Origin of the sequence: Amycolatopsis vancoresmycina (assembly GCF_000716785.1) — a bacterium.
Lineage (GTDB): Bacteria > Actinomycetota > Actinomycetes > Mycobacteriales > Pseudonocardiaceae > Amycolatopsis > Amycolatopsis vancoresmycina.
Window position 1 is genome coordinate 64,350 of sequence record NZ_JNYY01000018.1, and the last position, 12,083, is coordinate 76,432.

General features: G+C 70.5%; 11 protein-coding genes. 6 read left to right on the forward strand and 5 right to left on the reverse strand.

Features of this window, described 5'->3' with window-relative positions:
• Nucleotides 1-36 precede the first annotated feature (36 nt).
• Both OO60_RS34560 and OO60_RS34565 read right to left on the reverse strand, forming a co-directional pair.
• Complete coding sequence (locus OO60_RS34560; RefSeq protein ID WP_033262934.1) at nt 37-903, reverse strand: hypothetical protein; 867 nt, start codon at nt 901-903, stop codon at nt 37-39.
• Between the two features lie 19 nt (nt 904-922).
• A complete protein-coding gene (locus OO60_RS34565) occupies nt 923-2,188 on the reverse strand; it encodes an OmpA family protein (protein WP_244885625.1) in 1,266 nt (421 codons plus the stop codon).
• Between the two features lie 311 nt (nt 2,189-2,499).
• Here OO60_RS34565 and OO60_RS34570 point away from each other — a divergent pair, with 311 nt between their 5' ends.
• Complete coding sequence (locus OO60_RS34570; protein WP_003091830.1) at nt 2,500-3,972, forward strand: carbohydrate kinase family protein; 1,473 nt, start codon at nt 2,500-2,502, stop codon at nt 3,970-3,972.
• Complete coding sequence (gene ribA / locus OO60_RS34575; protein WP_003091828.1) at nt 3,969-4,673, forward strand: GTP cyclohydrolase II RibA; 705 nt, start codon at nt 3,969-3,971, stop codon at nt 4,671-4,673. The genes OO60_RS34570 and ribA overlap by 4 nt, the downstream gene beginning before the upstream one ends.
• Before the next feature lie 50 nt (nt 4,674-4,723).
• Here ribA and OO60_RS34580 read toward each other — a convergent pair whose 3' ends face one another.
• Nucleotides 4,724-5,965 carry an MFS transporter gene (locus OO60_RS34580; protein ID WP_003091827.1) on the reverse strand — a complete coding sequence of 414 codons (1,242 nt, stop codon included), beginning with the start codon at nt 5,963-5,965 and terminating at the stop codon, nt 4,724-4,726.
• Between the two features lie 149 nt (nt 5,966-6,114).
• Between OO60_RS34580 and OO60_RS34585 the strand changes: the two genes are divergently transcribed.
• Nucleotides 6,115-7,749, forward strand: a complete 1,635-nt coding sequence (locus OO60_RS34585; protein ID WP_003091825.1) for a Na+/H+ antiporter — start codon at nt 6,115-6,117, stop codon at nt 7,747-7,749.
• On the opposite strand, the gene OO60_RS34590 is transcribed toward OO60_RS34585, so the two are convergent.
• Nucleotides 7,730-8,374 (reverse strand): LLM class flavin-dependent oxidoreductase, encoded by a 645-nt coding sequence (locus OO60_RS34590; protein WP_240490730.1) that lies wholly within the window; start codon nt 8,372-8,374, stop codon nt 7,730-7,732. The two genes, OO60_RS34585 and OO60_RS34590, sit on opposite strands and share 20 nt — an antisense overlap.
• 359 nt (nt 8,375-8,733) lie before the next feature.
• Between OO60_RS34590 and OO60_RS34595 the strand changes: the two genes are divergently transcribed.
• The gene (locus OO60_RS34595; protein ID WP_003091821.1) at nt 8,734-9,231 is read left to right on the forward strand and encodes an OsmC family protein; all 498 of its coding nucleotides are present in this window, start codon (nt 8,734-8,736) and stop codon (nt 9,229-9,231) included.
• Here the strand turns inward: OO60_RS34595 and OO60_RS34600 are convergent.
• Nucleotides 9,228-10,514, reverse strand: a complete 1,287-nt coding sequence (locus OO60_RS34600) for an adenylosuccinate synthase (protein ID WP_003091820.1) — start codon at nt 10,512-10,514, stop codon at nt 9,228-9,230. The two genes, OO60_RS34595 and OO60_RS34600, sit on opposite strands and share 4 nt — an antisense overlap.
• Nucleotides 10,515-10,589: 75 nt before the next feature.
• On the opposite strand from OO60_RS34600, the gene OO60_RS34605 reads away from it, so the two are divergent.
• Both OO60_RS34605 and OO60_RS34610 read left to right on the forward strand, forming a co-directional pair.
• Complete coding sequence (locus OO60_RS34605; protein ID WP_240490729.1) at nt 10,590-11,270, forward strand: hypothetical protein; 681 nt, start codon at nt 10,590-10,592, stop codon at nt 11,268-11,270.
• A gap of 90 nt (nt 11,271-11,360) precedes the next feature.
• On the forward strand, nt 11,361-11,999 hold the full coding sequence (locus OO60_RS34610) for an HNH endonuclease family protein (protein ID WP_051767852.1): 639 nt from the start codon (nt 11,361-11,363) through the stop codon (nt 11,997-11,999).
• The last annotated feature ends 84 nt before the right edge of the window (nt 12,000-12,083 follow it).

Below are 12,083 nucleotides of genomic sequence, written 5' to 3' on the forward strand. Positions count from 1 at the left end.
GCGAGTTAGAACTCGCCTTACCACTCACGACCGCGTTCACTCGGCGGGCGCACCGATGGTGTCCTCTCGTTCGGCGTGGCGGCGCAGCAGGTCGTACTGGCAGCCGAGTTCGTAGGCCTGGTCCTCGTACTCGCGCTGGGCGGCCAGGTGCGGCCGGACGCAGTCGCTGTAGTGGCGCAGGTCGTCCTGTTCCAGGGAACCGTCGCGGAACGCCGTCCAGAACACCAGCGTCGCCGACACGACCATGACGAGCGCGACGAGCACCGCCATCAGCACCGCGAGGCCGTTCATCCCGGACAGCAGCCCCTCGGTGGACACCCGGACGAACATCACCACGCCCATCAGCCCCACCAGCAACCCCACGGTGAGCAGGCTCAGCTTGGCGCCGGTGGACAGCTTGCGCCACTCCAGCTGGCGGCGGTGGTTCTTGTGCTGGCGCTGGTTGTGGCCGAGGTGGTGCAGGGCGGTGGCGGCGCCGACGGTGGCCAGCACCGAGATCACCACGCTGATGAGCAGGGGCAGGCCGAGCGGGGCCGTCCAGTCGACGTTGAACACCGAGCTGGCCAGCCACACCATGATCGGCAGGTCGACCACGGTGACGGTGAGCATGGTCAGCACCCGGGTGAGCCGGTTGACGCGGCGGTGGCGCAAGCTGCCGCGCACCTGCTCCAGCTCGATCAGCCCGTCGAGGAGCCCGGCCCTGGCGTGCGCTTCGGCGACCGTCAGGTTCTGCCCGTGCGGGCCGACGACGTGGTCGTCCATCACCCGGTCGGACAGGTAGCGCAGCTCCCGGATCCGGGCGAGCAGCCGGTCCGCCTGGGTGATCGCGGTGCCTCCGGCGTGCTCCCGCGGGCGCCGCGGCTGCGGGAGCGGCAGGTTGCGCATTTCGTCGCTGCTGGTCATGGCGGTACCTCCTCGTCTGCTAGTAAGCGATCTCCACCCGCCGCATCGCGGCTGCCACGGTTTCGTCGAACCGGCCGCCGGCCATCGCCGTCCGGCCGGGCTGGGTGCCGACGCCCGCCGCGTCGACCGGCCGGCGCACCCCGGCCTCGCGGAGCGCGTCGGACACGACCCGGGCGCGCAGGTCGGCGAGGGCCTGCCGGCCGGCGGCGGTCGACCCCGGCGGATCGGCGGCGTAGCCCCGGACGACCACCGGGTCGGACCTGCCCGCCGCGGTGATGCTCCTGGCGAGGGCCCGCAGCAGGTCCAGGGCGTCCGGGGACAGCACCGCGGAGTCACCCGTGAACCCGAGCGCGCTGTCGGAAACGGTGGTGCTGACCCGACCCGCGGGCCCGACCACCGACGTCACCCCGGGCACGGGCACGACCGGCGTGGCGACCGTGGCGCGGGGCGGCTCGGCGGCGACGCGCTTGTCGTCGAAGTCGCAGCCGGCAGCCTTGGCCCGCGCGCAGATCTTTTGCCAGTACGACAGGAGTTTGTCGTGGGCGAGCCCGGGCAGCGGCGGCTGCGCGCCGGCGACACTGCCGAGCCCGGTGAACAGCACGTGCCAGTTTTCGAGGTGCGGCAAGGCGTTCTTCGCGGCGAGCTGGTCGGCGACCACGTCCGGGTCGGCGTCCCAGCCGACCTGCCGCAGGTCGAACGCCCCCGCCGTGCTCAGCCCGCTGCTCACCACGACCAGCCGCCCGGGCGTGACCCCGCGGACGGCGGCGTCGATGCCGCCGAGCAGGTCGAGCCCGGGCCGCGCGGCGGCGGTGGCCGCGACAGCGTCGGCGACGGCCTGGACGTTGCGCTCGACGAGCGACGGCCGTTGCAGCCCGTGCTCCAGCGAGCCGTCGGCCCGCCTCGGGGTCAGGACGAGCGGGCGCGAGTCGGCGGCGTCGGCGGCCGAGACGAGCGCGACGCTGCTGTTGCCGGACCCTTGCGGCGAGGCGTTTTCGCTGTTCGCGGCGTCGGTGAGGACCTTGCGGGTCACGTCGGTGACGGCGGGCCGGGGCTCGTTCGCGGTGGCGCTGACGACGATGACGACCCGGTCCCCGCCGGCGGGGTTGACCGCCTTCGCGGGCACGGCACACCCGGCAACTGACAGCGTGAGCAATCCCAGCGCGACAAATGCCGGACGGCGGCGGTTTCCGGTGTCGATCTGCCCGGCTTCCTGCGGAATCCGCAGCGCGAGCGCGGGACTGGTGGGGCGGATTTCGTGGCCTGAACCGAAGTTGCAGGGCTTCATGGCGACCTCCCTGGGGCCGATGAGGCAACCACAGGGTGACATTTGCCGAGTAACGATGTCAATTGACGTAACGACAGAGAGGGCAGACGTTTTCCCGGCAGTCACCTCGACGCTCTTTCGCTTCGGAGTCGAGCGGCGGTCGAAGCCGGGGAGTCGTTACCTGATCGGCCTAGTGGAGGAGGTACCCTCGCCCGCGGCAGGTGAACCAATCGTGACGTCCACCCGTGCACCTGCCATGGCATCGCCCGGAGTTTGTCCAACAAGTGTCAAGTTCACGACGTCATTTGGCAGGGGAAGGGTAGGCTTGGCTGATGGCGAAGCCCGACGCCGCCGTCGAGGGCGTCCGAAACGTCTTTCTCAAGCTGCGCACCCGCAGCGGCCTCAACGTCGAGCGGCTCAGCGCGACGGAGGTCGATGTCGCGCTGCTCGCCGAGCTGCCCGTCGTGCGCCGGTACGCGCGTGAGCACGCCGTGTCCACCGACCAGGCCATCGTCGACGTCGTCACCCGGGTCACCGCCGACCTCGAGCCGACCGACCGGCTGATCGCCGACGCCGTGCTCGCCCTCGGCGTGCTCGACGACCTGCTCTCGGAGCAGCCGAAGCTGCAGGGGCTGTACGCCGACGACCTCGGCGAGCGGCGCAATGCGCTCGCCCAGCACTGGGCGGCGTACCACCGCCTGCTCGGCGTGACCGACGTTCCCCCGGCGCCGACCGTGCGCACCCTGCGCGGCTCGATCGAGGCACGGGCGCTCGTCCGGCTCGCGGAGCGCTGCGTGCACAGCCCGGAAGCCTCCCTGCTGGAGCCGGCCACCGACTCCCGCGAGCCCAGCAACTCGATCGTCGTGGTCGGGGGTGCGGTGACGGACGTGGTCGTGGTTTCCGACGACCTGCCCGGGATCGGGGCCGCGGTACAGGCGACCTCGTTCGAGGAGCACCCCGGCGGCAAGGGGCTCAACCTGGCGGTCGCCGCACGGCGGTTCGGCCTGCGCGCGCGGCTCTGCGCCGCCATCGGGGGCGACGAAGCCGCCCGCGAGCTCACGCGCTACATGCAGCAGGAAGGCCTTTCGACCGAGCTGATCCGGACGACACCGGGCGAGGCCAATCCGCGGGCTTTGATGCTCGTGACACAACGGGGTGAGACCCGTTACCTGGGCTGGATGAACAAGGGTAAGGTCTCACTGTCCACAACGGAATTCGAGCAACCGCGCACGAAACGAGCAATTGCCGACGCCGATGCGGTGCTGATCACCTTGGAACCACCGGTGGAAACGGTGCAATGGGCGCTCGACACGGCCGCCCGGCAATCACCGAAACCGCTGGTCCTGTTGCAGGCTTCACCACCCATGGAAACACCGCAACAGCTTTACCGGCACCTGCACGGCGTCGATTACCTCGTCGGCCGTGAAGGCGAACTGCGCGGGCTCCTGTCCTACCCGGGCCGGCCCGATTCGGTCGACGCGCTCGCCGAGGAACTGCTCACCCTGGGCGTGGAGACCGTCTGCGTGGTGGAGAACTTCGGCGCCAAGATCCGGACCCGCAACCGGTCCCGGGACATCGAGGGCCCGAACGTTCCGCTCGAAGACACCCCCGGAGCGCGGGAAGCGTTTTCCGCGGCCCTGACCTTCCAGCTCCTCAAGGACGGCGGAGACCTGACCTCGGACGCCCTCGAATGGGCGATCCAGGCGATGACCGTCAACCTCACGCTCGAGGAGATCACCGACTCCATGCCCGGCACCGAAGACGTCGACCGGCTGTGGAAAAAATCCGACGTGGAGAACCCGTGACCGAGGTCGTGGAGCACAGATTGCAGGATGCGGACGGCGATTTCCGGATCGTCGTCCTCGACGGTTCCGAACTGCCCACTCCGGCGTGCGCGGCGGTGTTCGGCGACCCGCAGGACGGGTGTCTCGTACGGATCCAGTCCCGGTGCCTCTACGGCGAGATCTTCGGATCCGTCAACTGTGACTGCCGGTACCAGCTCGACAAGTCGATCGAGGCGATCAAGCAGCACTCCGGGGTCCTCATCTACCTGGACCAGGAAGGCCGGGGTGCCGGGCTGCTGACGAAGGCGCGCGGATACCGGATCTGCCAGGACACGGGCGTGGACACGTTCGCCGCGTACGCGGCTTTGGAGTGCAAGGCCGACTCCCGGTCGTACGCGGACGCGGTGGCGTTGCTGAAGCAGCTGGGGCTCAGGGAAATCACGCTGCTCACCAACAACCCCGGGAAGCTGGCCGGCCTCGACGTCGGCGGGCTCAAGGTGCGCCACCGGCCGCTGGTGATGCCGGAGCCGGGCGCGCACACGCTCGCCTACCTGGTCGCCAAGCGCGACAACCAGGAACACATGCTGTCCGTCGCCGCGCGGCTGAGGTGGCGCGTCATCCGGTTCGCCGGATCACGCTGGTTCAGCCGTCGCCGGGCTGCGCTGCGCAAGGCAGCGGCAGGCCCTACCCAGCCCGCGAGCGCGGAGAAGGCCGCCGCCTGACCGCCCGGCCCCGGACAGCCCGGTGCGGCTGTCCGGGGCAGCCAGCGCCCTCAGGTCGTCGCGGGGCGGGACTCGCTGGCGGCCGGGCTGACGTCCGGTGCCGGGCTGTGGTGGCCCGGGCGGACCGCCGTCACCGCCACCGCGCCCAGTGCGCCCACGCCCGCGAACGCGTAGAAGCCCCACGGGTACGCGATGCCCGCCGTCAGGAGTGCGCCGCCGAGGACCGGGCCCGAGATCGCGCCGATCCGGCCGATGCCCGCCGACCAGCCGAGACCCGTGGCGCGGATCGCGTCCGGGTAGATCCGGCCGATGTACGCGTACACCAGCACCTGGGCGCTGAACACGAAACACCCGGTCAGGAACACCGCCGCGTACAGCCCGACGGCCGGCAGCTTCACGCTCAGCAGCGCGAGGAACAGCGCGCCCGCGCAGAACCAGACCGTCGCCGAGGGGCGGATGCCGACCCGGTCGGCGACCCGGCCCGCGACGAGCAGGCCCACGATGCCGCCGACGTTCAGCGTCAGCAGCAGGCTCAGTGCCGCGCCCAGCGGGTAGCCGGCCTGGCGCATGATTTCCGGCAGCCACGTGTTCAGGCCGTAGACCAGCAGCAGGCCCATGAACGACGTCACCCAGAACGCGATCGTGGCGCGCAGCAGGCCGCCGCGGAACAGGCCGGCGACCGCGTGCCCGGCCGACCGCTCGGTCTCGCGGACCCGCTGGAACGTCTCGGACTCCGGCAGGAACTTCAGCATCAGCGGGATCAGCACCACGGCGGGCAGCGCGCCGGCCACGAACATCGCGCGCCAGCCCAGCGGGGAGATCAGCACGATGCCCAGCAGCGCCGTCAGGACCGCGCCGACGTGGTAGCCCGTCATCACCGTGGTCGTCGCGCTGCCCGCCCTGCCGTGGCGCGCGTACTCCGTGACCAGCGTGATCGCCGTCGGGAGGCAGCCGCCGAGGCCGAGGCCGGCGACGAACCGCAGCAGCCCGAACACGAACGTCGACGGCGCGAACGCGCACAACAGCGTGCACAGCGAGAACAGCGCCACCGAGATGATCAGCGACTTCCGGCGGCCGATGACGTCGGTGACCGTGCCGATCGCCAGCCCGCCCAGCATCATCCCGGCGAGCCCGACGGTCGACACCACCGCCGCCGTGCCGGGGGTCAGGCCCCAGACGTGGCCGCGGAGCAGGACGGGCAGCACGGTGCCGAGCACGACCAGGTCGAACCCGTCGAGCAGAACGGCGGTCCAGGCCAGGGGCACGACCCAGGAGCGGGTGCCAGGGGACATCGGGTACCTCCGGATGTGCGTCGGTGCACGTCTTCCGCACACGTGTGCGGATTGCGCACAAGTATGCACCGGGGGTCCGACAGAATCCAGCGCGGTTCCATTGGGCGGAAGTCGGGCAGGGCCGCGCGACCTGCGGAAAGATCCGGCGGGTGGAAATCCTGACGCTGATGGGCGTGCTCGCGGGCTCCCTCGCGCTGACCGCGCTCGCCCGGCGCTGCAACCTGTCCGCGCCGCTGCTGGTGGTGGTCGTCGCGCTCGGCGTCGCGCTCATCCCCGGGGTGCCGCGGCTGGAACTGGAACCCGAGCTGGTCCTCACCGTGGTCCTGCCACCACTGCTCTACTCGACGTCGCTCGAGAGCTCCGTGACGCACTTCAGGACGAACCTGCGGCCGATCGTCGCGCTCGGCGTGGTGCTGGTCGGCGTGACCGCGGTGGTCGTCGCCGTCGTCGTGCACCTGCTGCTGCCGGACGTGCCGTTCGCGTCGGCGCTGGTCCTCGGCGCGGTCGTGGCGCCGCCGGACGCGGTGACGGCGGTGGCCATCGGCCGCAAGCTCGGCCTGCCCCGGCGGGTGATGACCGTGCTGACCGGCGAAAGTCTGGTGAACGACGCCGCCGCGCTGACGCTGTACAAGGTCGCGCTCGCCGCCGTCGCCGGGATCGCGGGCTCGGCCGGGCACGGGTTCGCGGTGTTCGGGGTCGCGACCGTGCTGGGCATCGCCGTCGGCCTGGCGATCGGCGGCCTGGTGGTGCTGATCCGGCGGCAGCTCGACGACCCGCTGGTGGAGTCGGCGTTCGGGATCATCGTGCCGTTCGCCGCGTACGTCACCGCCGAGCACCTGCACCCGTTCAGCGACGACTTCAGCGGTTCGGGCGTGCTCGCCGTCGTGGCCGCGGGCCTGTACCTCGGCCACCGTTCGGTGTACGCGTCACCGGCCACGCGCATGCAGGACCGGTCCGTGTGGGCGTCGATCGACGTCCTGCTGGAAGCGCTCGTGTTCGCGTTGATGGGGCTGCAGCTGCCGTTCGTCCTCGAAGACGCCCAGCACGCGGCCCGCGACAACGGGACGCTCGCCCTGGTCGCGGTGGCCGTGCTCGCGGTGACGATGTTCGTGCGGGTCCCGGCGGTGTTCGTCTCGGCGTACCTGCCGCAGACGGTCCGGCTCTTCGGCCGCGACCGCACGGCGCCGTCGTGGCGCACGCTGGCGGTGGTGTCGTGGACCGGCATGCGCGGGGTCGTCACGCTCGCCGCCGCGGCCGGTGTCCCGGCGGGCACCCCGGGCCGCGAGGAGATCCAGCTGTTCGCGTTCACGGTGGCCATCGGGACGGTGCTGATCCAGGGCCTGACGCTGCCGCCGCTGATCCGGGCGCTGAAGGTGGAGGACCCCGAGGAGGCGTCGCGGGACGAGGCCGAGGAGCTCGCCGCGCGCGAAGTCGCGAAGAAGGCCGCGCAGGAACGGCTGCGCGAGCTCAGCCGCGAGCGGCTGGCTTCGCTGGACCTGCCCCAGGAGAAGGTCGACCGGCTCAAGGAGCGGCTCCAGCGGCTGATCGACATGCGCTACCGGTTCGCCAAGGCGGCGATCACGCTGTCCGGCGAGGAGCAGGCCGGCAATCCCCAGGCGCAGTTCGCCAAGGCCCGCCGCGAGCTGCTGATCACCCAGCGCAAGGCGATGATCGAGGAGAACCGCGCCGGCCGGCTCGACGACGAGGTGCTGCGGAAGGTGCTGCGGGAGCTGGACCTGGAGGAGATGTCGGTGACGACGACCCTCACGAACCGATTGAGCTGACGACCTCCCAGGTCCGCAGCCGCTCTTCGCTCGAACGGATGCCGGTCTGCGAGACGAGGACGTCGGTCGCGCCGGCGTCGTAGTAGCGCTGCAGGCCGTCGAGGACGGTCTTCTCGTCGCCGATGAGCGCCAGGTCGGCCGGGTGGCCGACGCCTTCCACGTCAAGGATCCGCCGGTACGACGGGATCTGCGCGTAGAAGCCCATCTGCTCGACGGCGAGCGCCCGGACGGCGTCGGGATCGTCGGTGACAATGGCCGGGACGGCGGCGATGATCCGCTTGCCCGCCGGGAGGGCCGGGACGATCTCCTCGGAAAGCGCTCTCGGCCCGGCGAGGAAGGGTGGCGTGCCGTCGGCGAGCTCACCCGTGACGCGCAGCGCCTGCGGCCCCATCGCGGCCACGATGATCGGGATGTTCCCGCCACCAGCCACTGTGGACGGACCCGGCGGGTGGGCCCGGACGGTCTCGCCGTCGAAGTCGACGGCTTCCCCGGCGAACACCCGCTTCAGGACGGTCAGGTACTCGCGCAGGTGCCGGATCGGCGGCGAAGATTTCCGCCCGGCGCGCGGAGCTGAACACCCCCCGCCCTTCCCTGGGGGGCGTGCCCGGCTCCAGTCTATCGGCACGCACCGACGCCAGCGGCGATTCGCGGCGAATCAGGCCGAGTTATCCACATGCGCCGGCGCTATCCACAGATTTCGGTGAACAGCGCTTTTGCGCCCCGCGCACCGATACGCTGGAAGCGGGACCGGCCCCCCAGGGAAGGGCGGGGCGCGCTCGGGAGTCGGCGGCAGGCCCGGCGTGCGCGAGCAAGTCGTCGGCGAGGTTGGCGGCGGACCCGGTGTCCCCGGCGGGCAGCGTGGTCATGCACCCAAGTCAGCGAGCGGCGCCAGCGGTTTCCGGCTTCCCAGGACTTGAGAACCCGAGCGGAGCCCGCGGGTTTCGCCCACTCTGTGGCGAAATACCGATCACCGAGGAGCGTCCCATGTCGCTGACCGAAGTCATCGAAGGCACCCGCAAGGCCGTCGACGCGGATCCCCACAACGCCGCCGTCTCCTTCAGCGTCGACCACGTCCTGAAGCCCGGCACCAAGACCGAAGTCGAAGTGAAAGTGCGGGACCACGCGTTCACCGTCGACGAGCCGGCCGCGCTCGGCGGGACCGACCAGGCCGCCAACCCCGTCGAGTACGCGCTCGCCGCCCTCGGGTCGTGCCAGGTCATCACGTACCAGTTCTGGGCGGCGAAGCGCGGGATCCCGATCGACTCGATCAAGGTCACCGTCGACGGCGACCTCGACCTGCACGGCTTCTTCGGCTTCTCCTTCAACACCCGCCCCGGGTTCGGGGACGTCCGGGTGTCGGTCGAGCTCGAAGGACCGGCGAGCCGGGAGCGCTACGAAGACCTCAAGCGCGAGGTCGACGAGCACTGCCCGGTGCTCGACCTGTTCCGCAACGAAACGCCCGTCAGCACCAAGCTGACCTAGACGAACTGGTGCCGCACGATCGTCTGGTCGCGGCCCGGGCCCACGCCGATCGCCGAAATCCGGGCGCCCGACAGCTCTTCCAGGCGCTCGACGTACGCCCGCGCGTTCGCCGGGAGCTCCTCGAACGTGCGGCACGCCGAAATGTCCTCGAACCAGCCCGGGTGCTCTTCGTAGATCGGGATCGCGTGGTGCACGTCGGTCTGCGTCATCGGCATGTCCTGGGTGCGGAAGCCGTCGACTTCGTAGCCGACGCACACCGGGACCTTCTCCAGGCCGGACAGCACGTCCAGCTTCGTGAGGAAGTAGTCGGTGATGCCGTTGACGCGCACCGCGTACCGCGCGATCACCGCGTCGAACCAGCCGGTGCGCCGGGAGCGGCCCGTCGTCACGCCGAACTCGCCGCCCTGCTTGCGCAGGTACTCGCCCGACTCGTCGTGCAGCTCGGTCGGGAACGGGCCCGAGCCGACGCGGGTGGTGTACGCCTTCAGGATGCCGAGCACCGTCGTGATGCGGCCCGGGCCGATGCCCGAGCCCGCGCTCGCGCCGCCGGACGTCGGGTTCGACGACGTCACGAACGGGTACGTGCCGTGGTCGACGTCCAGCAGCGTGCCCTGTGAGCCCTCCAGCAGCACGGTTTCGCCGCGCTCGAGGGCCTGGTTGAGCTGCAGGCGCGTGTCGGCGATGCGGTGCGCGAACTTCTCGCCGGCCGCCAGCACCTCGTCGGCGACCTGGTCGGCGTCGAGGGCCTTGCGGTTGTAGACCTTCACCAGCACCTGGTTCTTGAACTCCAGCGCGGCTTCGACCTTCTGCCGGAAGATCTTCTCGTCCAGCAGGTCCTGCACGCGGACGCCGACGCGGGCGATCTTGTCCTGGTAGCACGGGCCGATGCCGCGGCCGGTGGTGCCGATCTTGCGGCTGCCGAGGTAGCGCTCGGTGACTTTGTCGATGGCCACGTGGTACGGCATGATCAGGTGCGCGTCGGCCGAGATCAGCAGCTTGGACGTGTCGACGTCCCGCGCTTCCAGGCCGGACAGCTCCTCGAGCAGCACCCCCGGGTCGACCACCACGCCGTTGCCGATGACGTTGGTCACCCCCGGCGTCAGGATGCCCGACGGGATGAGGTGCAGGGCGAAGTTCTCGCCGTTCGGCAGGACGACCGTGTGACCGGCGTTGTTGCCGCCCTGGTAGCGGACGACCCACTGGACGCGGTCACCCATCAGGTCGGTGGCCTTGCCCTTGCCTTCGTCTCCCCATTGGGCACCGATGAGCACGATGGCCGGCATGTGACACTCCAGGTGTTCGACGACTGAGGTTAAGTGTCCCGGACGGACACCGGTGGCGCTGCTAAATGCCGGTGCATGACTGTAACGGAGGACCCGCGGGTGCGCGGAATAGTGGTGGCCTGTGGCGACGAGGCGGCCGGCTTCGAGGAGGTCGACGACGTCGAGTCGATCCGCGTGCCGAGCCGTCCCGGCAAGGCGGAAATCGACCCCTTGCTGGGCGAACACGATCACCTGGTCGTGTCGGGCACGGACGCGGACCTCGCCGCCGTCGTGGTGCGGCTGCTGCGGAAGGACGCCGTCTCGGGCGTGTCGGTCGGGTTCGTGCCGTCGTCGCCGGACTCGTCCGTGGCCGCGCTCTGGGGGCTGCCGAAGACGCCGCTGCAGGCGCTGGCGCTGGCGTTGCGCGGCGAGGTCGACCCGGTGCCGCTGATCCGCGACGACGTCGGCGGCGTGCTCGTCGGGCGCGGGCAGCTGCGGATGGTCCGCGGGGTGGCCTACGCCGACGAGCAGGTGGCGCTGCGCGGGGCCGCCGCGGCCATCGAGGTGACGCCGGACCCGGGCGGGCCGGGGATGGCTGTGCGCGTCGTGAAGGGGACGATCTTCAAGCGGCCGTCGACGCTGTACTCGCGAGCGTTCCAGATCGGCTGCATCCCGACCCGGCCGGTGCGCGACGACGTCGTCTACGAGCGCGCGGTGAACAAGTGGACCTGGTACCGGCACACCGAGGACCTGAGGCTGGTCCGAGGCGCCGTTTGACGGACAGCAACACGTCACCTATACGTGTTGTACGCGCCATTCGCATGCCTCAGGGTTAGCTGTCCCCACTTCTGACACGGAGGCAGCAAAATGCCAACCAGGCGTGCTGTTCGTCATTCGTTCACCGTGCTTGCGGTCACCGCGGTGCTGTCCGGCACCCTGGCCGGCGTCGCCGACGCGACCCCGCCGGGCATCCCGTCGGCGACCACCGCGAAGTCCGAGCTCGCGGCCCTCACCGTCAAGGCCGACGGTTCGCAGACCGGCTACAGCCGCGACAAGTTCCCGCACTGGATCGACCAGGGCAACAGCTGCAACACCCGCGAAGTGGTGCTGAAGCGCGACGGCACGAACGTGGTGACCGACTCCAGCTGCGCCGCCACCTCCGGCAAGTGGGTCAGCCCCTACGACGGCGCGACCTGGACGGCGGCGTCCGATGTGGACATCGACCACGTCGTGCCGCTCGCCGACGCGTGGCGCACCGGCGCGTCGGCGTGGACGACCGCGCAGCGCCAGGCGTTCGCGAACGACCTCACCGACCCGCAGCTGATCGCCGTGACGGACAACGTCAACCAGGAGAAGGGCGACAAGTCGCCCGACGCGTGGAAGCCGCCGCTGGTCAGCTACTGGTGCACCTACGCGAAGATGTGGGTCGCGGTGAAGTACAAGTTCAAGCTGACGGTCAACTCGGCGGAGAAAACGGCGCTGACGGACATGCTCGGCCGCTGCTGACCCGGCCTCGTGAGTGAGAAACAGTGTTCTAACACTGTTTCTCACTCACGAGACCAGCACGGGCGCGAAGTCAAGGGGCGTTCG

Bases quoted from the DNA above. Each gene is read 5' to 3' on its own strand.
- OO60_RS34580 (WP_003091827.1), bottom strand. From the start codon at position 5,965: ATGTCCCCTGGCACCCGCTCCTGGGTCGTGCCCCTGGCCTGGACCGCC.
- OO60_RS34570 (WP_003091830.1), top strand. From the start codon at position 2,500: ATGGCGAAGCCCGACGCCGCCGTCGAGGGCGTCCGAAACGTCTTTCTC.
- OO60_RS34605 (WP_240490729.1), top strand. From the start codon at position 10,590: ATGACTGTAACGGAGGACCCGCGGGTGCGCGGAATAGTGGTGGCCTGT.
- OO60_RS34595 (WP_003091821.1), top strand. From the start codon at position 8,734: ATGTCGCTGACCGAAGTCATCGAAGGCACCCGCAAGGCCGTCGACGCG.
- OO60_RS34565 (WP_244885625.1), bottom strand. From the start codon at position 2,188: ATGAAGCCCTGCAACTTCGGTTCAGGCCACGAAATCCGCCCCACCAGT.
- OO60_RS34600 (WP_003091820.1), bottom strand. From the start codon at position 10,514: ATGCCGGCCATCGTGCTCATCGGTGCCCAATGGGGAGACGAAGGCAAG.
- OO60_RS34560 (WP_033262934.1), bottom strand. From the start codon at position 903: ATGACCAGCAGCGACGAAATGCGCAACCTGCCGCTCCCGCAGCCGCGG.
- OO60_RS34610 (WP_051767852.1), top strand. From the start codon at position 11,361: ATGCCAACCAGGCGTGCTGTTCGTCATTCGTTCACCGTGCTTGCGGTC.